Genomic DNA, 19,273 nt, shown 5'->3' with positions numbered 1-19,273 from the left:
GGAGACGACGCGGCATGCCGTCGGGGTTGCTGACGGACCGTTTGTGCCCACGTGTCAGTCTGTGGGCTCGGAGGGCTGCTCCGCCCAGTCGTCGAGGGTCGGCGGGGGGTCGGCGTCGGCCTTCGCGTCGAGGAACGACTCCTCTTCTGTCGAGAGGTCGCGCTTCCGGAACAGGTCCAGTCCGGCCTGATACCGTTCGGTGCTCCGGTCGCCCGGCCAGACAAGGTCGAGTTCGGCCATGCCTGACTCCGCACCGCTGAAGCAGAACCCGGCCCGGTAGGCGGCTTGGTAGGAAAACGGGTTATTGACGCCGATGGACACACGTTCGAAACCCCGCTCCGTAGCACGCTCCCGAACGAATCGCAAGAGGCGGGCTCCGAGCCGGTCGCCCTGCCGGTCCTGCCGAACGGTGATATACCGGACACAGAGTGTGTTCGAGTCTGTCCGGTCAGCGTCGAACGCAGCCGCGGCAACGACGCTGTCGTCCCCGATGACCGCCTTTCCGGTCGAGGTCATCACGAACTTGCCCGCGTACGCGAACTGCTCGTAGTCCAGCCGGAGCCGGTGGCCGTCTTCGGGCCAGCCGAGCAGCGTGAACTCCATAGTGCAACTGGACGGGCCGCTCCCTGTAATCAGTGATGGTCCGACCTGTCTGTTCCAGAGCACCAATCGCTGTCGTCGAATCCGGGAGAGCGAAGTGCCCGGAACTGGAACTCCCTGTATGAGCGTCTCGACGGTGGGGAACGGTCGTATCGAACTGTCCGCTCGGACGGCGCTAGTCGCTGTCGGTGACCTGCTGGCGATTGCTGTGTTCGTCGGTGTCGGCGAACTGACCCACGGGATCAATCCGATACTCAACCCGGGCCGGTTCGCAGGGACGCTGACGCCGTTTTACCTCGGTTGGCTCCTCGTCGCGGGTATCGGTGGCTTGTACACCGCCGCTGCGACCGGGACGGTTCGAGCGGCGGTCGGCCGTACTATCGTGGCGTGGGTGCTGGCAGTCGGGATCGCGCAGGGACTTCGGTCGACGGCGATGTTCCCCGGGAGTGCGGCGCTGACATTCGCACTCGTATCCGTCCTCGTCGGCGGCACGCTGTTGCTGCTCTGGCGTGGTGCAATTGCAGTCGTAAAATAGGGCGGCCTGCTGCAGCGCTACGGTGTCGATGACGGACTATCGCAGGTCGGCGACTTCAAGCGACTCTGTCGACTGGATCCATGCCTGATGGTTCTCTCGGTCGTAGATTACGAACTCTTCGTCGCCGATGTTCAGTTCGGCGTATCGTCGTTCTTGGTCGTCGGTCGCGGCGTCCGTCGTGTTGTCCGTTGCGTTCGTGCTCATTGTCTCGTTTGGAAGTCGGCGTTACCGTTTTTCTCCGATTTAACATATCTCGGGAGACCTAATAAGCACATGGACCCAGTTATCACCGGAGAAAATAGAGGCCATGACCACTCCACTGACCACCTAACCTAGTTCTCAATTTCTGAAACCGGGAGGATGGGAGGCTTCTACCCCGGAATACGGATCGCCGTTGCAGTAGTCTCCGGACAGCAGGGGTGAACCCCGTATCCGCTCTCACGGGGAACCCACGTGTATCTGCGGGCCAGCAAAGACAGGCCGTCATCGACCTTATATTGTGAGTTACTCACAGGAATTGTGGTATATTAATCTTTTCCCACTATCCAACTCATAACTTATGAGGTTGTTACACAGCGGGTACTGAGTAAATTTGCAGGGGCCATTGAATGTATTATTCCGTATTTTAGGGAAACATTCATATACTCTGCTACCATAGATAATTTATACTTATGACGGGATATTACGACATCATTCTCGGACTCATTCCGCTTGCCATGGCTGGCATCACCGCCTCCCTGTTCGTTGTCGGCCTCGAACTGACGACGGCGATTCCGATGGCCTCTGTCGTAACGGTTGGCCTCATCGGCCATGCGATGTTCGTCCGTGCCCCCGTCGACCCGGTTCCAAACGACACGCCGGCCCAGCAGAGCGCGCAGTCGGACCCGGTACAGACAGCGGACTGAGCGCTGTCCCATCGTCTACTCTCCTGCTTTCGATAGATATTGACTGATCGTATTCTCGACTGAACATATTGGCTGCCGGGCAGTATAAGAGTCGGTCGCACAAACGACGGAGTATGCCAACAGATGCGACAGCGCTGTTCTTGCAGAGTGACGAGGTCGCCGACCTCGCTGAACCCGCCGAGTACGTCGACGCTGTCAGAGAGGGATACCGTCAGCGTGGGGAGGGTGCCCCGGCAACTCCCAGAACAACGCTGTTCTCGGACGAGCCCGCAGGAATGTTGACGGGCTATCTCGCGATTCTCCCCGATACCGGTGCGATGGGCGGATACACCTACGCAGCCGGTTTCGGCGGACGAGACGCACACTTCACGCTCCCGATCTTTGACGCCGACAGCGGCGACCCGCTCGCTGTCCTTGACGGCGCGAGCATGAACCCGCACAAAACTGGCGCGGCCGGGGCAGTCGGTGTCGACGCACTGGCCCGCCGTGACGCTAGCGACCTCGCAGTCATCGGCAGCGGCGCACAGGCCCGTGGTCAGGTCCGTGCGACGGCAACAGTCCGGGACTTCGACCGCATCGAGGTGTACTCCCCAACGGCCAGTAACCGGGAGTCCTTCGCTGCGGAGATGAACGACGCACTGGACCCGACTGTGGCGGCCGTCGCGTCCCCGGCCGCAGCAATCGAAGGGGCCGATGTCGTTATCACGGCGACCAGCGCGAGCGAGCCGGTGTTCGACGGCGACTTGCTCGAATCGGGAACCCACGTGACCGCGATGGGCCAGTACCATCCCGAAAAGAACGAACTGGACGCGACGACAATCGAACGCGCCACGTACGTCCCGGACCTGCGTGAGCGGGTGACACAGGACGCCGGGTCGTTCATCAACGCCCTTGATGCGGGCGTCATCGACGAGGACCACGTCCACGCTGAGCTGGGAGACATCGTCGCTGGTAACGCCCCCGGGCGGCAGTCTCCCGACGAGATTACAGTCTTTGACTCCGGTGGCACAGCCATCGAAACCGTCGCTGCGGGCCACATGCTGTACGAGCGAGCGAAGGCCAAGGGCCGCGGCGAGGAGATCGACTTTGCGCCCGCGAGCAAAGCTTTGACCGGCCGATAGTGGCAACCGAAGCGACAGTTAGAGGTACGGGCCGAGGCCGAGAGCATCGACCAGACTGATACCAGCGGCGAGCGCGCCGACGATATAGCCGGCGATGGTCCCACCGTTCAACAGCGGAAGCCCTGCGTGCGCGCGCCCCTTCAGTACCATCCAGAGTAGTATCGTCAGACCGACGTAAGACCCGATCATTGCGGTCAGCGCCGGCAACGGGACACCGAACACCGACAGCACGTCCGACGAGGCGAAAAAGGCGGCGCTGGCGACGAGTATCGACGGGATGATGGCGTCACCGAGCCCGATAAACAGGGCGTCGCGCTCTAGCGGGTCGGCGTGAACGTCGCCACCCTCGCCCGCTTTGCCGGTGTCCGTTGCCTCGTCGGGATGGTCCGCCGGCTGGCTTCCGTCTGCAACTGCCGTACCGTTCGCGTCAGCACCGGATTCTGTGTTTGTTTCCCCCTCTGCTGCGTCGTCCGCCGCCGCCGGTGAGTTGTCGCTCGTCTCGTCTTCCGCTGTCGGGTCCGGCGTCGTCGCGTCGAGATACGAGTACGACAGCGTCATCGGGATCACGAGGACGACGGGGACCTTGAGGTCCATCACGCCCGAGGCCAGCGTGAGCATGTGTTCGGTCCCGTAGACGCTAATCGCATCATACACCGCGAGCACGGTTAGCAAGACCAGCGACGGCAGAATCCCGAAACTGATACCGAACAGACCCGCGGCGGCAGCCCCCATCACCGCACCGGCACTATCGATGACGTACCACTCGGGATACACCAGCAGTGCCGTCCCTAAGCCCAGCGCTAACAGGACGGCAACGACGTTGAGGCCGGCGTACGTGAGCACTGGCGGCACCAGCACCTGAAACACGTACAGCGAGAGCCAGGCCGCCGAGAAGACAATGAGCCCGCGGATGAGCTGGTCAACGTCGTAGCGGAAGGCAAGCAACATAACCGCCGTCGCGACCAGAATCGCCCCGATGTACATGAGGCTATTCGTGGGGTCAGATGGGTCTTCGACGGCTTGGTAGCCAGCCGATTCGAAGGGCTGGACCAGCGCCAGCGCGCCGAGTTGGACGAACAGGAAGATACCAGCGATAAGACCACAACCGCCGAGGATTCGCCACCGTCGCTCCATGCACACACGTCCTACAGGAACCGGTTTGAGCGTTACGAAGCAGGTGTAGACAGGCGTCGGCGGTTCGGAGGGCCGTTACCGCGCGTACAGGACGGTACCGACCAGCGCTGGAAGATGCACGCTGTCGTTCGGCGAGACTGCAAGGTACGGCCGCTCGACCGGGCCGAACACATCGACGACGGAGCCAACAGTCTGGAGTTCCTCGTCGACCACGTCAGTTCCCACGGACGCGTACTCGTCGTCAGGCGCTCGGACCACTGCGAGTCCCTGTGCGACCCGTGAAACAGTACCGATGCGTTTCATTCACGCAGGGCCTGCATGTAGGCCGCCACGGCCCCGAGCAGGTCGCTTTTCGTCGCATCGTCAGCGTCCTTGACGACGACCCGCCCGCGAGCTTCGTACTCGCGTGGATACGTCTTGTCCCGTTCGATGACCGCGTCGTAGCCGACCTGCTGGACGGCTTTGGCGATCTCGTCGATAGTCGGGTCCTCGACGGCTAGATCCAGTGACACGCGACGCCCGTCGCTGCGCGAACGGTTGGCGTCGAGTGCCGCCGGCCAGATAACGTTCTCGACCATACCGGCAGTGGCCGCCCGTGGCATATATGGGTTATCGTCACCGCCGACAGTATCCGAAGTGAAAATCAGTTGAAGTATATGAAGAATCAAGCTTACATACCTCTGTAATCTATCCGTGGTATATGGTAAAGAAAGGGTTACTCGCTATCACCGCCGTGGTGCTTCTTGTGGTTCTGGGGACGGGTGTCCTTATCGGAGCACAGTTTGCGGGCGGGACAGCGGGTCCAACGGCACAGACGACTGATTCACAGAGCGACGACAGCAGTGGTGGTTCAACGTCGACGGCGACAGCGGACAGTAGTACTTCGCCAACACCGACACCGGGAGCAAACAAGACGGCGACGCCGACTGAAACAGCGGCCCCACAACAGGAGGCAATCCCGGCGCGGAAGTTCAATGAACAGAACGTTTCGGACTATATCCGGACGTTCCTCAACGAGGAGCGCGAGGCCGCAGGTGTCCCGCCGTTCACGTCGGGACTCCAGACCGAAGGCGATCTCAACGAGATGGCAAGGGCTCACAGCGAGCAGATGGCCGTCGAGGGGAAGGCGATTCACACAATCGACGGCGTCTCCAGTAAGGACCGGTACCAAGACACTGGACTCTACGACCGGTGTACGTTCGATTCAGCGGAGGGCGAGTACATAGAACAGCCCGACCGAAACCGGTTCGAGGCGGTTGAGCAGACAGTGGCCGGACAGACTTACGAGGAGGACGGCAAAGAGCGGTTCCATGCTACCGACAAGGAAATCGCCAGAAAGATCGTCGATGACTGGATGGCATGGCCGGACTATCGCGAGCGACTCACGCTCCGTAACGCCAATCTCGTCGGTATCGGCGTGGAGATAACCGACACCGGCAACGTGTACGCGACCGCCAACATCTGTGGCTAACGGTCAGACTGGTTGATCGGCGCAGCGACCGCTCTGACGGCTGGGCCGTTCGTGAGCGCTGCCTTGCCGCCACTCTCACACATCGTGTCCAAGTTCTACGCGTTTCAGCTCAATGTGAGCGGTGTCGTCGCTTTGCTCTCTGTGTGAACCGCTCGTAAACCGCACTCGATCTCACCAGCGACGATGAATCGCCGACAGTTCCTCTCACTCTCAGCACTTTCCGTATCCCTCCCCGACCGTGCCGAGTGGGTATTGACGGTGCGACGGAAAATAACGCCTCAGCGCCGAACACGACAGAAACGCCGAACAACACCGCAACACTAACCCAGAGGCCATCCCGAAGCCGTGACGCCGGAATGTTGGCCGCCGGTGTGTGAAGGGCCGAAGCTCGTGGAAGCCTATATTGTGGCGGTTTTGCGGGCGACGTTGTACTGATTGCCACCTGCCAGAACAAGGAACCTTCAATTCAAATAGAGGACTCGATCCAGATCAACCGCGGCGTAGATAGTGGATTCAAACGGTGAAGTAACTGCAAGATGGGTCGTCCAGTAACGACTGGTAGATCGGTTCGGCTCTCCCGTGATCGCTCGGGTCGGTCGTCACTGGCAGTTAGCGTACCGGAAGCTCACGTGCTAGTGTTGAGAGTGATATCCCGTAACTCGCCACTTCTCGAAGGAGAACAGACGCTCAGCTACCGCGCTACTCGCCGCTGTTTCCGGAGCCGTCACCGCCGCTCTTTTGCTCTGCCAGCCAGTCCTCGTACTCGTCCTGTGGGACGACCTCAACGGTCCCAAGCATCTGTGAGTGACCTGAACCACAGTACTCGGCACAGTAGAGCTGGTATGTCCCGGTGTTACCCGCGTTGGTCCGGAGACGGTTGTACTGGCCGGGGAACGCGTCGGATTTCAGTCCAAGTCCGGGAACGTGGAACGCGTGCAACCAATCCGTGGATGTCACGCGCAGCGATACGTCCTGATTGGCCGGTATCTTCAGGTCTGTTCTGGTGGTGACTTCCGCCTCGCCGTCCCAGCTCGATTCGTTGTAGTAGAACGTCCAGCCGTACCGCTGGGCCTCGACGGTAATGAGCTCAGTGTCCTGTTCTTGCAGTGCGGCTTGGTCACCGGCTTCGGCGGTGACGTACGGGCTCGCCATCACCTGATAGGAGGCGACGCCGACGAACAGAAGAATGATCGCCGTTGCGATGGTCCAAGTGACTTCGAGTCGGCGGTTCTCCTGCGTGGGAAGCGCCTCTTCCTGATTACGGAACCGCCAGACGGTGTAGACCAGAATCCCTTCGACGAGGACCGTAATCGGGATAGCGACGTACAGGAGGTTCATATTTAGCCCCCAGATGAGGCTATCCGTCGTCGAGTCCTGAATCTGTGCGGCGGCGGCCGGCTCGACGGCGAGCGCGAGCAACGCAGCACCGAACAGAGCGACCAGACCGGCGCGTTTCCGGGTCATGGATGCGGCTTAGGATTTCGGAGATAAATAACTGCTGTCTTCGCCGCAGGCCCCCGATTTGCAGCAATAGGGCAGCAGAATTGCTCCGAACGGAGACAGCGGAATCGCGAGGTCTAAGTGGCCAGCATCGAAGGATACAATAATGGCAGAGAGCCGGACCTTCACCGGGCTGCTCGCCGCAACCGCTGTCGGCGTGTACTTGCTAGTTCTCGCCGGCGCGACGACAACGCTCACGGATGCGGCAGCAGCCTGTACTACTTGGCCGCTGTGTGACGGACCGGTCGACGTGACGAACACGGCCCTGCTGGTCGCTTGGGGACATCGACTTGTCGCAGCCGCCGTCGGACTTCTCGTGGTGGCTATGACCGTTGTCGGCCTCCGATCCAACTGTCGTGGCCGCGTCAAGGCAGCTATCATTCTCGGAGCCGCGCTGTACCCGGTCCAGATCGCGCTCGGTGCCGTCGTCGCGACGACCACCGAGACGGCACTCCCCGGCGCCCACCTCGCTCTGGGGATGGGCATCTTCGGCTCGTTCGTGCTGGCTCTGGCGTGGCACCTCGAAGCTGAGACAGGCAGCGACGATGAGACCCCCGTGAAGAATCCGACACTCGCGCCGGAACCAGCTGACGACGGGCCGGAACGGTCGCCGACGCTCTCCGCTCGTGAGCGCGTCATCGAAACTCTATCCGCGTACTTCCGCCTGATGAAGCCTCGTCTGATGTGGCTCCTGTGTCTGGTCGCCGCGGCCGGGATGGCACTGGCCGCTGGACAGACGCTCACTGTTCGGACGGTGCTGCTCACGCTCGGGGGTGGCGTCCTCTCTATCGGCGCATCCGGGACGTTTAACCACGTCCTCGAACGTGACATCGACAAGCGGATGGACCGGACCTCGGACCGTCCTATCGCGACCCACCAGATTCCGGTCCGGAACGCGCTGGCGTTCGGATTGCTCCTGTCGTTTGCGTCACTATGGTTGTTCTGGCAGGTGAACGCGCTCGTGGCGGTGCTCGGCCTGACTGCGATTGTGTTCTACAGCGTCATCTATACGCTCGTGTTGAAGCCAAACACTGTTCAGAACACTGTCATCGGCGGGGCTGCCGGCGCACTACCGGCGCTCATCGGATGGGTCGCCGCCGACGGGTCGGTCGGCCTCCCGGGCGTCATCCTCGCCATCGTGATTTTCCTCTGGACGCCGGCGCATTTCTACAACCTCGCGCTCGCGTACAAGGACGACTATGAGGCGGGTGGTTTCCCGATGATGCCGGTCGTCCGTGGCGAGACGGAGACGCGAAAGCACATCGTCTACTATCTCGGGGCGACACTCATCGCCTCGGGCGTCTTGGGCGTGCTCACATCGCTTGGTTGGCTGTACGCTGTCACGTCGGTATTGCTGGGTGCGGTGTTCCTCTGGGCCGTCATCCTGCTCCACCGCGAGCAGACCGAAGCGGCGGCGTTCCGAGCGTTCCACGCGTCGAACGCCTACCTCGGTGCGGTCCTGATCGCCATCGTTGTCGACGCACTGGCACTATGAGTACCACGACAGCGACTCTGAGAGACGCGATACCGGACACGCGCTCGCTGGTGACTGGAGCAGCCGTGTTGAACGCGGAATTCATCCTCATTCTGGGCTATGTCGTCAACACCGCCCAGCCAGCGACGGACCCGTTCCTGCTTGTGTTCCCGTTCATCTGGCTCAACATCGCCGGTCTCGTTTTCCTTCGGGTCCGACCGGAACTGACTGGCCGCCGCCGGACACTCGGCAGTGCGGTTCTCGCTCTGGGCTATCTACTCGTGCTTGGGTACGTCGGCGGCGTGTACGGAACGGGCGGTCAGGGGACCGGCCTTCGGCTAGTCACGCAGGCCCCGCCGGGGTTCTCGCCGACGGTCGTGTTCAGCGGTGCGACCCTTAGCGTGGTGCTTATCCCGTGGAAGATTGCCGGCTACTTGGCGCTCTCGTATCTGGTGTTCGTGACTGCTGTCGACGCGAGTGGCGGCGCGGTGGGCGGCATCGTCGGCCTCTTTTCGTGTGTCTCCTGTGTCCTCCCGATTATCGCGTCGATACTGGGCGGTTTCGTGGGCGTCGGGGCAACGCTATCTCAGGCGGCCCTGTCCCAGTCGTATGGTCTCTCGACGGTGGTGTTCGTCACCTCGGTCGGACTGCTGTACGGTGTCCACCGGTTCGACGTGACGCTTGTCGGTCGGCTCCGAACGTTGATCGGACCATAGGGCTTTCAGGCTGACAGACGTGAAAACGGGTATGAGTTCTGTCGAAATCGAATACTGCGTCCCGTGTGGATTCCGTGAGCGAGCGGTAAACGTCCAGCAAGCGATTCTGTCCGGACTCGAGCAGGAACTCGACAGCGTCCGACTGGTCATGGGCGACCACGGCGTGTTCAGGATTACCGTGGACGACGAGACGGTCTACGACAAAGCTGAGGCCGGCGACGAGTTCGACGTGGACGCTATTGTACGCAAGGTCCGCTCGCACGTCATCTGACAGGCATCGTGATGCTGTCCGTGGAATTCTGTGCCGGAACTGCTATTGGGTCTGTGACGGCCTCCCGCACAACAAACTATTTATTGTTTTGCTGTGACATCTTCGCCACATGGCGACGAAAACCGAATTCTGTGACCACTGTGAAGAGACTACGCCAGTCGTCACGGACAAGCCGTGGCTCCCGGCTGTTTGTCTGGAATGTGGACGTAACGTGTAGTATATAGTCACGCGAGAACGGAACTGCTTTCGGCAACCCGACCGGACGAGGGCGCATGGACGAGGTACTGGTCGCGTCGGATGTCGGGCGGCGCTACGGCGAGACGGTCGCACTCGACGGCGTTTCGCTGACGGCGACTACCGGAGAGGTACTCGCGCTGGTCGGTCCAAACGGGGCTGGCAAGACCACGCTGGTACGCGCGTTGACTGGAACGACAGATGCGACTGGCGAGGTACGGCTGTTCGGCCAGTCACCCAGAACGGTCGCTCGCGACCGAATCGGTCTTTTGCCACAGTCGTTTTCGCCCCACGAGCGGTTGACGGCCCGAGAACTACTTGAGTACTACGCCGGCCTGTACGACGATACCCGTGATGTCGAGGGTGTCCTCGATGATGTCGGTCTGGCTGACACGGCTAGCACAACCTACGAAAATCTCTCAGGCGGGCAACAGCGACGGACGTGCGTTGCGACGGCGCTCATCAATGATCCGGACCTCCTCGTGCTGGACGAACCCACGACTGGCATCGACCCGGCCGGTCGGCGTGACCTCTGGCGACTACTGGAGGGGCTTGCCGACCGCGGCGTGACGATACTCGTGACGACACACTACATGGAGGAAGCCCAGCGCCTCGCGGACCGTGTCGGCCTCCTCGCTGACGGGAGGCTTATTGCACTTGATTCCCCGGAGGACCTCGTCGCTGAGCACGGCGGCGACAGCCAGCTCGTTGTGGAGGGGACCTTCGACGAAGCCGCTGTTGCAGCCATCGACTACCCGGCGGAGACGGCACTCCGGAACGGTCGGTTGGTCGTCTACGGCATCCGCCCGGAATCTATCGGAAACATCACTGCGCAGCTGGGGGAGGCGGGCATCGAGTACGACAGCCTGACTTGGAAACAGCCAGACTTGGAAGACGTGTATCTCGAACTCACCGGGACGGCCGTCGGCCAGCGCGGTGAACCACAGCAGACGGAGCCGGTCGCGGGTGGTGTCCAATGAGTCGACTAGGGCGACTCACATCGGAGACGCGTGCAGCGTCGCTGGCCTTTCTCCGGCGACGGACGGCCGTCTTCTTCACGTTCTTCTTCCCGGTCATCATCGTCGTCATCTTCGGCGTACTGGTCCAGACTCAGCCGGGTGGCGGCGGGCTGTTTACTGAGCCGCCGAGCTTCTACGCGCCGGGATATCTGGCCGTCGTCGTCCTGTTCACGCCACTCTCCCGCGTCGGCAGCGAGGTGGCGCGTCATCGGGACGGCAACCGCTTCGAGAAACTGGCGACGACGCCGCTGACCCGCACCGAGTGGCTGCTGGCACAGACGCTCGTCAACGTCGTCATCATCGGCATCGCCGGCCTCCTGATTCTGGGCCTGATGGTGTGGCTCACCGGCGCGACGATACACCTGTCGGGGCTGTTGCTCCCGTTTGTCGGCCTCGGCGTCGCGCTGTTCTGTGCCGTCGGCGCGATGCTGGGCAGTCTCGCGGACTCGCAGGACGGCGTTATCGCAGCGAGCAACGGCCTCGCACTCCCGTTGCTCTTCCTCTCGGAGACGTTCGTCCCACAGACGCTTCTGCCCGCGTGGCTGCCGACGTGGCTCTCGCCGCTGACGTACTTCTCACGTGGCGTCCGTGCGGCGACGACGGGGACTGGCGAAGCGCTCGGCCCGCTCGCTGTTCTCACCGTCTGTGCCGTCGTCGGCTTTGCTGTCGGCGCACGGCTTCTCCCGCGAACGGACTGAATCCGCTGTGCTGAGGGGCCTTACAGACGCGCGACAGACGACAACAGGTCGAACAGTTCTTCTTTGGTCGCGTTCCCCGATTTGACCGCGTCCTTGGGGTCACGACCCATCTCCTGTACTGTCTCGATGGCACGGTCGGGGCCGTAGTCGTAATGATACACCAGCCATGCGGCGAGTACCTGTCCGGTGCGACCGATGCCGGCCAGACAATGAACGACAACTCGTTCCTCTGTCTCACAGGCGTCGACGAGGAACGGCAGAATCTCGTTGTGGAGGCGGTCCTGAGGGATGAGTTGATGATCGGGAACCGGTACGTGACGGACTGATGACGCTCCGAAGGCCGCCCGATAGCGCTGGATGTTTGCCCCAGCGTCGTCGAGTTGTTGCCCCGGAAGGAGACAGCAGACCCGCTCGATGTCGTGTGCCTGCATATGTGTGACCCAGTCGTCGATAGCGTCCTGATGTGTGGCGGCAGTATGCCAGCCCGGTGCACAGGAGCCGTAGACGTACTCTTCGTTGGAGGTTGCAGGCGCGAAGCGGTGTGGATTCACGATGGGCATAGCACCCGTTGTCCTGCCTATCCTACGTACCCCCTTGATTCTACCCACCCAGTTCTCAGCTGTGATTCTCTGAATAGAAGGTAGTTTCTCCACAACTGCTTACCGACCCGACCGGTTCCAGTGGTCACGTTTATACTGTCAGTTCCCCCTACGTCGAGACATGGTGACGTTTCTTGCCGGTGGGACGGGAACGCCGAAGCTCCTCGCCGGTGCCGACGACGTGTTTTCGCCCGCGGCGACGACTGTCGTCGCCAACACCGGCGACGATATCGAACTGGGTGGGCATCTGATCTGTCCAGACCTCGATACCGGCCTGTTTCTGGACGGTGATGTCCTCGACCGAGAGATGTGGTGGGGTATCGCCGACGACACTGCCGAGACACACGCCGAGCTGACACGACTTGCTGACGCCGCCGGGCTCGACGGCGGCCCGCGATACCTCCCTGCCGACGCACAGACAGCGGGGCGTGATATCGCTCGCTGGCGGCGCTTCTCCGGCGTTGCGGAGTTCATGCACATCGGCGACCGGGACCGTGCGGTCCACATCACGCGGACCTCGCTGCTCGACGAGGGCCACTCGCTGACCGAGGTGACGCGCACGCTCGCAGACGCCTTCGGCCTCGACCGAACGCTGCTGCCGATGAGTGACGACCCCGTCGCTTCGATCATCCACACGCCGAGCGGGCCGATGCACTTTCAGGAGTGGTGGGTTGGCCGCAACGGCGAACCACCGGTCGAGGACGTGGAGTTCCGTGGCTCCGAGACGGCTAACGCGACGGATGCCGTTCTGACCGCGCTCGACGACGCCGTCGTCATTGGACCGTCGAACCCCGTAACTTCGCTCGGGCCGATGCTTGCCATCGACGAGATTGAACAGGCACTCCACGAAACAACGGTCGTCGCCGTCTCGCCGTTCATCGAAGATACGGTGTTCTCTGGGCCGGCAGCGGAGCTGATGGCCGGTGTCGGAGTTGAGCCAAGTACCGCCGGTGTAGCCGAGTCGTACCCCTTCGCTGACGCCTTCGTGCTGGACAACGACGATTCGACCCCGCTGGACGTGCCCGTCGTCCGAACCGACACCACCCTTGATGATGAGGCCGACGCTGACCGAGTGAACCGCGCCGTCGAAACGGCCCTCTCAGAGGTGGCCTGATGTTCGAGCCGCGAATCGCCCTCGCGAGTCTGAGCGGCGAGGCCGACGCGTCGTGGGCCCGCGCGGTCGAATCCCACATCGGGTGTGCGTTCCTCGGCGGTATCGCACTTGACGACCGGACCCGCGAGGCCGCCCGAGCGATGAGGGACCGCGACCGCTCCGAGTTCCTGCCCGACGACCCGGTCGCGTTCGTCGACGACCAGCTCGGCACGCTCGAAGACGCTCCGCTACGCCCGGCGTTCAACGTCCGGAGCGCGGCGCTCGACCCTGTCGAGCGGGCTGCCACCGTTTGTCAGCGTCACGACGCCATCATCGAGATCAATGCCCACTGCCGGCAAGACGAGATGTGCGCTGCCGGTGCCGGCGAGTCGCTGCTGCGGGAACCGGAGCGACTGGCGACGTTCGTGGAAGCAGCAGCGTCGACGGGGGCGACGGTTTCGGTGAAAGGCCGCGCTGAACTCGACGGCGCCTCGCTCCCAGCCATTGCTCAAGCCATCGAAGCGGCCGGTGGCGACATGTTCCACGTCGACGCGATGGACTCGGAGTCCGTCATCGCCGAGGTGACCGACGCCACCGACCTGTTCGTCGTTGCGAACAACGGCGTCCGAGGGGGTGAGACGGCGCGGGAGTACCTCACCTACGGCGCGGACGCGGTCAGCGTCGGTCGCGCAAGCGACGACCACGAGACGCTCCGCGCCGTCCAAAAAGCAACGACGGAGTGGTTCGAATCGGAGGTGTCACCGTGACAGAGCGGTCGGTCGGACAGAACGCCCAACTGGCACTACTACTGGAGGTCTCCGGCACGCCGAAGCCCGGCAACGTCGACCGCGAGCGAGAGTACGACGATCTCCGGTTCGAGCACTTCATGGCCGGTGCCGTCGGGGCTCGTCCCGGACTCGACCGCGCGGCTGCGGGCGACCCCATTGGTCCTGCGTTCGAGACAGCCGTCGAAGGGATGGCGGGACAATCAGCCGGCAACACCCAGTTCGGGGCCTTGCTGATACTCACACCGCTTGTGGCCGCGGCGAGTGGTGGCCGACTATCGCCGTCCGGCATGGACGCTGTGGTCCGTGAGACGACTGTGGAGGACGCGGCAGCGTTCTACCGCGCCTTCGAGCACGTCGATGTCGCTGTCGATGACCCACCTGACGGGCTGGAGCCGCTCGACGTTCGCCGCGGAAGTAACGCGATTCCTGTGCTCCGGGCGCGGGATCTGACGCTGTTCGACGTGATGGCGGAAAGTGCCGATGTTGACGGTGTGGCAGCTGAGTGGGTGTCCGGATTCGAGCGCGTCTTCGAGGCCAGCGAGCGGCTACTGGACGGGTCGGGACCTGTCGCCGACCGCGCGTCGGACGTGTTCCTCGAACTACTCGCGGCAGAGCCCGATACTTTCATCGTCACGCGGCAGGACCGCGAGACCGCCGAGGAGGTCCAGCGACGAGCACAGGCCGTTCTCGACGGTGACGAAGACGCCACCAAGCTCGCCGAGGAGTTCGTCGAGCGGGATATCAACCCGGGGACGACTGCGGATCTGGTCGCGGGCGGGCTGTTCGTCGCGCTGGAGCGGGGGCTCGAAGTGTGACCGAGGGCTCGTCGCCGGACGGCGCTGGCTCCGGAGCAACGTGGCCCGTCACGCTGGGCGGCGTTACCGAGACTATCGTCACTACGTTGGGACCGAACAAGCGCTGGAACGTGGCTGCACTGGGTATCCATGCGCCGGACGGAGACGAGCCAGCCACGGCGACGACGTGGGGCCGGACCCGGACTTGGCGGAACTTCCGTGAGCGCGGGGGTGGCTACGTTCAGTTCACTCGCGACCCGGTCGATTTCGCCGAGGCGGCGCTGTCAGTCCGCGAGGAAGACGCCCCTATCCTCGACAGCGCGGACGCGTGGGTCGAAGTCGATGTCGAGCGGTGTGATTCTGGGTCAGAGGGGGACACGCAGTTGGTCGAGTGGGCGCTATACCCCACCGATAGTGCCGTCGAGCGGCGCGTCGTGCCGACGACGAACCGTGGCCACGCCGCCGTCATCGAGGCGACTGTCGCAGCCTCGCGACTGGACGTGCCGAGCTACGACCGGGAGACGCTATTGGACCGGCTCGCGTATTTCGAGTCCGTGGTCGAGACGGCCGGCAGCGAGCGCGAGCGAGCGGCCTTCGAGCGCGTGCGTGAGTTGGTGGATGCCGACTGGTAGGGACTCCGCACGGAATTAGGGGCATACAGGCGACACACCGCAATCGGTGACAGGCTGTGTCGCACTCTCGCTGGACCTGCCACGCCGACAATCAGCGCACGGCAACCCTTGGGTCCACTCCTCCTGATAAACGTTCGCGTGCGTGGTCCGTTCCGAACCCTTTTTGAGTGCGACCAAGCAAGTAGCGCGCATGGCAATCAAACCCGCCTACGTCAAGAAGACCGGGACGCTCCTCATGGAGCGATACCCTGACGCCTTCGGTGCAGACTTCGAACACAACAAAGATGTCGTCGAGGAACTGACCAACATCGAGTCCAAGGGTGTCCGCAACCGCATCGCCGGCTACGTCACCCGGAAGATGAACAACCCGGTCGAAGCGTAATTCAGTTCTTTCTCTCTGTCTCCCGAGACAACTGAGCTATTGCTCTCTTCTGCCCGCTACTGCTCCGGTTGAGCGGCCTGACTGTCGCTCTGGCGCTTCCGGTGGATGATGCCCTGCATATTGGCGGTGCGGGCGGCGATGTCGCGGAACGATTCGCCGACATCGCTGTCCTCGTCGAGAACGAGCGGTTCACCAGTGGCTCCGCCTTCTCTGACTTCGGGGTCGAGCGGGATTTCCCCGAGGAACGGCATCTCTGTTTCGTCAGCGAACTCGCGGCCGCCGCCGCTGCCGAAGATGTCGTGCGTGCCGCCACAGTCCGGGCAGACGAACGACGACATGTTCTCAACAATGCCCAGAACGGGCGTCTCGTGGCGACCGAACATCCGGAGCCCCTTCCGGGCGTCGTCGAGGGCGACTTCCTCGGGCGTCGTGACGATGACAGCTCCGGAGACGGGTACCTGCTGGAGCATCGTCAACTGCGTGTCGCCGGTCCCCGGCGGCAGGTCGACGACCATGTAGTCGAGTTCGCCCCAGAGCACGTCGTCCCAGAGCTGCGTGAGAACGTTGTCGACCATCGGCCCGCGGAAGATGACAGGGTCGTCCTTGCCGACGAGGAAGTCCATGCTCATCAGCTTCATCCCGTGTTTCTCGACAGGGATGATTTCCTCGTCTTCGGTCGCACGCGGCTGTTCGTCGGCGTCGAGCATCCGCGGGACGTTCGGGCCGTACACGTCGGCGTCGAACAGTCCGACGCGGGCACCGAGTCGCGAGAGGCCGGCGGCGAGATTGACTGCGACGGTGGACTTGCCGACGCCGCCCTTGCCCGAGGCGACCGCGATGACGTTTTTGACTTTCGGGAGCGGGTCTTCGGCCTCCGGGACCCCACGGTCGACGCTCGCCGAGAGATCTATCTCTCGATCCATGTCACCCAGCGCCTCGCGGACCTCGTTCGCCATGGTCGTCTCCGTCGGCGAGTACGGTGCACCGAGCGCCAGATCGATGCTGACCTCGTCGTCAGTCACGTCGATGCTGTTGACTAAGCCGAGTGAGACGATGTCGGCTCCAAGGTCCGGGTCCTCGACCGTTCGCAGGCGCTCGCGTACGTCGTCTGTATTCATGCACAGGAGTAGGTCCCGGAGGTGCGATAAGGATTGTGACACTGCCGAACACGGCCAGAGAGGCCCAACTATTTCCGTCACGCATGCAGGCGCACGCAAGAAGGTCAGGTATGGCGAGCACTCCGAACTCAGGGGTGCCGGAACACGTAGACGCTCTCTCCGTCCAACTCGGCGCGCAGTTCGCCGCCGTCGTGGTCGAACACGAGCCGTTCTGGCGACCCAGCAAACGAGTGCAGTGGCATGCCTGTGTCTATCGTGCCGTCGGGAGCAACTGCGACGTTGGTTCGGCCGCCGAAATCAGCCCGAAGCGTGCCGTCGTCCGCTTCTGTGACGGCGTCAGGCCCAGCGAACCGTTCTAAATGGTCACGGACTGCTGCCCGGTCGGCTGGGTCGACGCTGCTACCGCCGTCGGTGCTATGCCGGTGCATATGCCGGTGTGTGTCTCCAGTGACGAATGGATTGTGCTGGCTCGTCTATTGTGGTGAGACTTGCTATTACCTGTCTCAGTGGGTATGTCTCGGAGTCACGCAGCCGGTTCCCCTTCGTTGCGTTTAAATACAACCCCGGAATAGAAGCGGATAGACTCGTGTAGGGGGACCGGCCCCCGAGTCCGCGTGCTGCGGGCGCGAGTGTCATAGAACGCGTGTCGTGGTAGCCAAGCCTGGCCCAAGGCGCAGGGTTGCTAACTCTGTGGCGTACAGCCTCCGGGGTTCGAATCCCCGCCACGACGCTCACCCATCAGTACCTACATATGAGTGCAGAAGACCCAGACGCGGGCGAGGACGCGGATGCCGAAGAGGAGGAGGACATCCGCTATTTCGTCCGCATCGGACAGACAGACCTCGACGGGACGAAATCCGTCGAGCGAGCACTGACAGAACTGAACGGTATCGGCCACCGGGCCGCCCGAATTATCGCCCAGAAGGCGGACGTCGACCGACGTTCGGTCTTCGGCAAGCTCGACGACGACGTCATCGAGCGCGTCGTCGACCACGTCGAGAACTTCGCCGACGAGGTGCCCGAGTGGATGGCCAACCACCAGAAGGACTACTTCACCGGTGAGACCACCCACGAGACTGGCAACGACCTCCAGCTCACCCGCCGGCAGGACATCAACCGCATGAAGATGATCGACTCCTACCGCGGTGTCCGCCACAAGCGCGGCCAGAAGGTCCGTGGACAGCGCACGAAGTCCACCGGCCGGACGGAGGGGACCATCGGCGTCAACGTCGAGGCGATTAAAGAAGAGCAGGCTGAGGAAGCCGCCGCGGAGGATGACGAATAATGGCGCTTGGTTCGAACACGAAGTTCTACGAGACGCCGAATCATCCCTTCCAGGGCGAGCGTATCGCCGACGAGGCCAACCTCATCGGCCGCTACGGCCTGAAGAACAAAGAAGAGCTCTGGCGCGCACAGTCCGAGCTTCGTGGCTACCGCCGTGAGGCCCGGAAGCTGCTGGGCAGCGCCGGCGAGCACGAGACCGAGGCCGAGGAATTCCTCGCTCGACTCAAGCGCTACGGCATCCTCAACGAGCAGGACCAGCTCGACGACGTGCTGTCGCTTGACGTGACCGACGTGCTGGAACGTCGCCTGCAGACGGTCGTCTACCGCAAGGGCTACGCGAACACGCCCGAGCAGGCCCGCCAGTTCATCGTCCACGGACACATCGTGCTTGACGACGCTCGCGTCACCCGACCCGGCATGACGGTCGAAACCGCCGTCGAGAGCTCGGTCGGCTTCGACGAGCACAGCTCGCTGTCGGACGAACTCCATCCTGAGCGCGCGGAGGCCCAAGAATGAGCGAAGAAACCGAAGACATCTGGGGCATCGCCCACGTGCACGCATCGTTCAACAACACGATCATCACCATCACCGACCAGACCGGCGCGGAGACGCTCGCAAAGAGCTCCGGCGGGACGGTCGTCAAGCAGAACCGCGACGAAGCGTCGCCGTACGCGGCGATGCAGATGGCCGAGGTCGTTGCGGAGAAGGCCCTTGACCGTGGCGTCGAAGGCGTCGACGTTCGCGTTCGTGGTCCCGGCGGCAACCTCCAGACCTCGCCCGGTCCGGGTGCGCAGGCGACGATCCGCGCACTCGCCCGAGCAGGACTGGAGATCGGTCGCATCGAGGACGTCACGCCGACCCCGCACGACGGCACTCGTGCACCCAAGAACTCCGGATTCTAACCA

26 protein-coding genes and 1 tRNA gene are annotated in these 19,273 nt (G+C 62.8%); 18 read left to right on the top strand and 9 right to left on the bottom strand.

The features are described from left to right. Positions 1-54: 54 nt before the first annotated feature. Positions 55-603 (bottom strand): GNAT family N-acetyltransferase, encoded by a 549-nt coding sequence (locus tag Har1129_RS10970; protein ID WP_151100682.1) that lies wholly within the window; start codon positions 601-603, stop codon positions 55-57. 118 nt (positions 604-721) lie between these two features. Between Har1129_RS10970 and Har1129_RS10965 the strand changes: the two genes are divergently transcribed. Continuing rightward, positions 722-1,135 carry a DUF3054 domain-containing protein gene (locus tag Har1129_RS10965; protein WP_151100681.1) on the top strand — a complete coding sequence of 138 codons (414 nt, stop codon included), beginning with the start codon at positions 722-724 and terminating at the stop codon, positions 1,133-1,135. A gap of 36 nt (positions 1,136-1,171) precedes the next feature. Here Har1129_RS10965 and Har1129_RS20590 read toward each other — a convergent pair whose 3' ends face one another. Next, positions 1,172-1,339, bottom strand: coding sequence for a hypothetical protein (locus Har1129_RS20590; protein ID WP_004518770.1), 168 nt, complete (start codon positions 1,337-1,339; stop codon positions 1,172-1,174). Positions 1,340-1,806: 467 nt separating this feature from the next. Here Har1129_RS20590 and Har1129_RS10960 point away from each other — a divergent pair, with 467 nt between their 5' ends. Both Har1129_RS10960 and Har1129_RS10955 read left to right on the top strand, forming a co-directional pair. Next, positions 1,807-2,040, top strand: a complete 234-nt coding sequence (locus Har1129_RS10960) for a hypothetical protein (RefSeq protein ID WP_151100680.1) — start codon at positions 1,807-1,809, stop codon at positions 2,038-2,040. Between the two features lie 113 nt (positions 2,041-2,153). Then, a complete protein-coding gene (locus Har1129_RS10955) occupies positions 2,154-3,161 on the top strand; it encodes an ornithine cyclodeaminase family protein (protein ID WP_151100679.1) in 1,008 nt (335 codons plus the stop codon). A gap of 18 nt (positions 3,162-3,179) precedes the next feature. Here Har1129_RS10955 and Har1129_RS10950 read toward each other — a convergent pair whose 3' ends face one another. The 3 genes from Har1129_RS10950 to srp19 all read right to left on the bottom strand — a co-directional run bounded on the left by Har1129_RS10950 (position 3,180) and on the right by srp19 (position 4,873). Next, complete coding sequence (locus Har1129_RS10950; protein WP_151100678.1) at positions 3,180-4,295, bottom strand: presenilin family intramembrane aspartyl protease PSH; 1,116 nt, start codon at positions 4,293-4,295, stop codon at positions 3,180-3,182. A 75-nt stretch (positions 4,296-4,370) separates the two neighbouring features. Further along, complete coding sequence (locus Har1129_RS10945) at positions 4,371-4,598, bottom strand: H/ACA ribonucleoprotein complex subunit GAR1 (protein ID WP_014039740.1); 228 nt, start codon at positions 4,596-4,598, stop codon at positions 4,371-4,373. Further along, complete coding sequence (gene srp19 / locus Har1129_RS10940; protein ID WP_151100677.1) at positions 4,595-4,873, bottom strand: signal recognition particle subunit SRP19; 279 nt, start codon at positions 4,871-4,873, stop codon at positions 4,595-4,597. Before srp19 ends, Har1129_RS10945 begins: the two co-directional genes overlap by 4 nt. A 122-nt stretch (positions 4,874-4,995) precedes the next feature. Between srp19 and Har1129_RS10935 the strand changes: the two genes are divergently transcribed. Further along, a complete protein-coding gene (locus tag Har1129_RS10935) occupies positions 4,996-5,766 on the top strand; it encodes a CAP domain-containing protein (RefSeq protein WP_151100676.1) in 771 nt (256 codons plus the stop codon). A 699-nt stretch (positions 5,767-6,465) separates the two neighbouring features. Here Har1129_RS10935 and coxB read toward each other — a convergent pair. Continuing rightward, the gene (gene coxB, locus Har1129_RS10930; protein WP_151100675.1) at positions 6,466-7,230 is read right to left on the bottom strand and encodes a cytochrome c oxidase subunit II; all 765 of its coding nucleotides are present in this window, start codon (positions 7,228-7,230) and stop codon (positions 6,466-6,468) included. Between the two features lie 142 nt (positions 7,231-7,372). On the opposite strand from coxB, the gene Har1129_RS10925 reads away from it, so the two are divergent. From Har1129_RS10925 to Har1129_RS10905, 5 genes are all read left to right on the top strand, one after another. Then, on the top strand, positions 7,373-8,761 hold the full coding sequence (locus Har1129_RS10925) for a heme o synthase (RefSeq protein ID WP_151100674.1): 1,389 nt from the start codon (positions 7,373-7,375) through the stop codon (positions 8,759-8,761). Then, positions 8,758-9,456, top strand: coding sequence for an ABC transporter ATP-binding protein (locus Har1129_RS10920; protein WP_151100673.1), 699 nt, complete (start codon positions 8,758-8,760; stop codon positions 9,454-9,456). The genes Har1129_RS10925 and Har1129_RS10920 overlap by 4 nt, the downstream gene beginning before the upstream one ends. A gap of 31 nt (positions 9,457-9,487) precedes the next feature. Beyond that, a complete protein-coding gene (locus Har1129_RS10915) occupies positions 9,488-9,727 on the top strand; it encodes a SelT/SelW/SelH family protein (RefSeq protein WP_151100672.1) in 240 nt (79 codons plus the stop codon). A 272-nt stretch (positions 9,728-9,999) separates the two neighbouring features. Beyond that, positions 10,000-10,941 carry an ABC transporter ATP-binding protein gene (locus tag Har1129_RS10910; protein ID WP_151100671.1) on the top strand — a complete coding sequence of 314 codons (942 nt, stop codon included), beginning with the start codon at positions 10,000-10,002 and terminating at the stop codon, positions 10,939-10,941. Further along, positions 10,938-11,678 (top strand): ABC transporter permease, encoded by a 741-nt coding sequence (locus Har1129_RS10905; RefSeq protein WP_151100670.1) that lies wholly within the window; start codon positions 10,938-10,940, stop codon positions 11,676-11,678. The genes Har1129_RS10910 and Har1129_RS10905 overlap by 4 nt, the downstream gene beginning before the upstream one ends. Before the next feature lie 20 nt (positions 11,679-11,698). On the opposite strand, the gene Har1129_RS10900 is transcribed toward Har1129_RS10905, so the two are convergent. Continuing rightward, positions 11,699-12,238 carry a dual specificity protein phosphatase family protein gene (locus Har1129_RS10900; RefSeq protein ID WP_151100669.1) on the bottom strand — a complete coding sequence of 180 codons (540 nt, stop codon included), beginning with the start codon at positions 12,236-12,238 and terminating at the stop codon, positions 11,699-11,701. A 160-nt stretch (positions 12,239-12,398) separates the two neighbouring features. Here Har1129_RS10900 and cofD point away from each other — a divergent pair, with 160 nt between their 5' ends. The 5 genes from cofD (at position 12,399) to Har1129_RS10875 (ending at position 15,966) form a co-directional block, all read left to right on the top strand. After that, complete coding sequence (cofD, locus tag Har1129_RS10895; protein WP_151100668.1) at positions 12,399-13,391, top strand: 2-phospho-L-lactate transferase; 993 nt, start codon at positions 12,399-12,401, stop codon at positions 13,389-13,391. Beyond that, positions 13,391-14,137 (top strand): tRNA-dihydrouridine synthase, encoded by a 747-nt coding sequence (locus Har1129_RS10890; RefSeq protein ID WP_151100667.1) that lies wholly within the window; start codon positions 13,391-13,393, stop codon positions 14,135-14,137. The genes cofD and Har1129_RS10890 overlap by 1 nt, the downstream gene beginning before the upstream one ends. Beyond that, positions 14,110-14,973: a triphosphoribosyl-dephospho-CoA synthase gene (locus tag Har1129_RS10885; protein ID WP_151100666.1), complete on the top strand. Its 864-nt coding sequence runs from the start codon at positions 14,110-14,112 to the stop codon at positions 14,971-14,973. Before Har1129_RS10890 ends, Har1129_RS10885 begins: the two co-directional genes overlap by 28 nt. After that, positions 14,970-15,584, top strand: a complete 615-nt coding sequence (locus tag Har1129_RS10880; protein ID WP_151100665.1) for a DUF447 domain-containing protein — start codon at positions 14,970-14,972, stop codon at positions 15,582-15,584. Before Har1129_RS10885 ends, Har1129_RS10880 begins: the two co-directional genes overlap by 4 nt. Before the next feature lie 190 nt (positions 15,585-15,774). Further along, on the top strand, positions 15,775-15,966 hold the full coding sequence (locus Har1129_RS10875) for a 30S ribosomal protein S17e (RefSeq protein ID WP_004516807.1): 192 nt from the start codon (positions 15,775-15,777) through the stop codon (positions 15,964-15,966). A gap of 56 nt (positions 15,967-16,022) precedes the next feature. On the opposite strand, the gene Har1129_RS10870 is transcribed toward Har1129_RS10875, so the two are convergent. Continuing rightward, positions 16,023-17,084 (bottom strand): Mrp/NBP35 family ATP-binding protein, encoded by a 1,062-nt coding sequence (locus Har1129_RS10870; protein ID WP_151100664.1) that lies wholly within the window; start codon positions 17,082-17,084, stop codon positions 16,023-16,025. Between the two features lie 128 nt (positions 17,085-17,212). Beyond that, on the bottom strand, positions 17,213-17,512 hold the full coding sequence (locus tag Har1129_RS10865; protein WP_151100663.1) for a hypothetical protein: 300 nt from the start codon (positions 17,510-17,512) through the stop codon (positions 17,213-17,215). 217 nt (positions 17,513-17,729) lie between these two features. On the opposite strand from Har1129_RS10865, the gene Har1129_RS10860 reads away from it, so the two are divergent. The 4 genes from Har1129_RS10860 (at position 17,730) to Har1129_RS10845 (ending at position 19,270) form a co-directional block, all read left to right on the top strand. Further along, a tRNA-Ser gene (locus tag Har1129_RS10860) sits at positions 17,730-17,814 on the top strand. A 21-nt stretch (positions 17,815-17,835) separates the two neighbouring features. Beyond that, positions 17,836-18,369, top strand: coding sequence for a 30S ribosomal protein S13 (locus Har1129_RS10855; protein ID WP_151100662.1), 534 nt, complete (start codon positions 17,836-17,838; stop codon positions 18,367-18,369). Beyond that, complete coding sequence (locus tag Har1129_RS10850; protein WP_004516803.1) at positions 18,369-18,884, top strand: 30S ribosomal protein S4; 516 nt, start codon at positions 18,369-18,371, stop codon at positions 18,882-18,884. The genes Har1129_RS10855 and Har1129_RS10850 overlap by 1 nt, the downstream gene beginning before the upstream one ends. After that, the gene (locus tag Har1129_RS10845) at positions 18,881-19,270 is read left to right on the top strand and encodes a 30S ribosomal protein S11 (protein ID WP_004516802.1); all 390 of its coding nucleotides are present in this window, start codon (positions 18,881-18,883) and stop codon (positions 19,268-19,270) included. Before Har1129_RS10850 ends, Har1129_RS10845 begins: the two co-directional genes overlap by 4 nt. Positions 19,271-19,273 lie beyond the last annotated feature (3 nt).

It is taken from the genome of Haloarcula sp. CBA1129 (assembly GCF_008729015.1).
Lineage (GTDB): Archaea > Halobacteriota > Halobacteria > Halobacteriales > Haloarculaceae > Haloarcula.
Note: the sequence above shows the minus strand (reverse complement) of the source record. Positions and strands in the feature narration are given on the sequence as shown.

Coding starts and splice junctions, on each gene's coding strand:
- Har1129_RS10970 (WP_151100682.1), bottom strand. CDS start 603: ATGGAGTTCACGCTGCTCGGCTGGCCCGAAGACGGCCACCGGCTCCGG.
- Har1129_RS10965 (WP_151100681.1), top strand. CDS start 722: ATGAGCGTCTCGACGGTGGGGAACGGTCGTATCGAACTGTCCGCTCGG.
- Har1129_RS20590 (WP_004518770.1), bottom strand. CDS start 1,339: ATGAGCACGAACGCAACGGACAACACGACGGACGCCGCGACCGACGAC.
- Har1129_RS10960 (WP_151100680.1), top strand. CDS start 1,807: ATGACGGGATATTACGACATCATTCTCGGACTCATTCCGCTTGCCATG.
- Har1129_RS10955 (WP_151100679.1), top strand. CDS start 2,154: ATGCCAACAGATGCGACAGCGCTGTTCTTGCAGAGTGACGAGGTCGCC.
- Har1129_RS10950 (WP_151100678.1), bottom strand. CDS start 4,295: ATGGAGCGACGGTGGCGAATCCTCGGCGGTTGTGGTCTTATCGCTGGT.
- Har1129_RS10945 (WP_014039740.1), bottom strand. CDS start 4,598: ATGAAACGCATCGGTACTGTTTCACGGGTCGCACAGGGACTCGCAGTG.
- srp19 (WP_151100677.1), bottom strand. CDS start 4,873: ATGGTCGAGAACGTTATCTGGCCGGCGGCACTCGACGCCAACCGTTCG.
- Har1129_RS10935 (WP_151100676.1), top strand. CDS start 4,996: ATGGTAAAGAAAGGGTTACTCGCTATCACCGCCGTGGTGCTTCTTGTG.
- coxB (WP_151100675.1), bottom strand. CDS start 7,230: ATGACCCGGAAACGCGCCGGTCTGGTCGCTCTGTTCGGTGCTGCGTTG.
- Har1129_RS10925 (WP_151100674.1), top strand. CDS start 7,373: ATGGCAGAGAGCCGGACCTTCACCGGGCTGCTCGCCGCAACCGCTGTC.
- Har1129_RS10920 (WP_151100673.1), top strand. CDS start 8,758: ATGAGTACCACGACAGCGACTCTGAGAGACGCGATACCGGACACGCGC.
- Har1129_RS10915 (WP_151100672.1), top strand. CDS start 9,488: ATGAGTTCTGTCGAAATCGAATACTGCGTCCCGTGTGGATTCCGTGAG.
- Har1129_RS10910 (WP_151100671.1), top strand. CDS start 10,000: ATGGACGAGGTACTGGTCGCGTCGGATGTCGGGCGGCGCTACGGCGAG.
- Har1129_RS10905 (WP_151100670.1), top strand. CDS start 10,938: ATGAGTCGACTAGGGCGACTCACATCGGAGACGCGTGCAGCGTCGCTG.
- Har1129_RS10900 (WP_151100669.1), bottom strand. CDS start 12,238: ATGCCCATCGTGAATCCACACCGCTTCGCGCCTGCAACCTCCAACGAA.
- cofD (WP_151100668.1), top strand. CDS start 12,399: ATGGTGACGTTTCTTGCCGGTGGGACGGGAACGCCGAAGCTCCTCGCC.
- Har1129_RS10890 (WP_151100667.1), top strand. CDS start 13,391: ATGTTCGAGCCGCGAATCGCCCTCGCGAGTCTGAGCGGCGAGGCCGAC.
- Har1129_RS10875 (WP_004516807.1), top strand. CDS start 15,775: ATGGCAATCAAACCCGCCTACGTCAAGAAGACCGGGACGCTCCTCATG.
- Har1129_RS10870 (WP_151100664.1), bottom strand. CDS start 17,084: ATGAATACAGACGACGTACGCGAGCGCCTGCGAACGGTCGAGGACCCG.
- Har1129_RS10865 (WP_151100663.1), bottom strand. CDS start 17,512: ATGCACCGGCATAGCACCGACGGCGGTAGCAGCGTCGACCCAGCCGAC.
- Har1129_RS10855 (WP_151100662.1), top strand. CDS start 17,836: ATGAGTGCAGAAGACCCAGACGCGGGCGAGGACGCGGATGCCGAAGAG.
- Har1129_RS10850 (WP_004516803.1), top strand. CDS start 18,369: ATGGCGCTTGGTTCGAACACGAAGTTCTACGAGACGCCGAATCATCCC.
- Har1129_RS10845 (WP_004516802.1), top strand. CDS start 18,881: ATGAGCGAAGAAACCGAAGACATCTGGGGCATCGCCCACGTGCACGCA.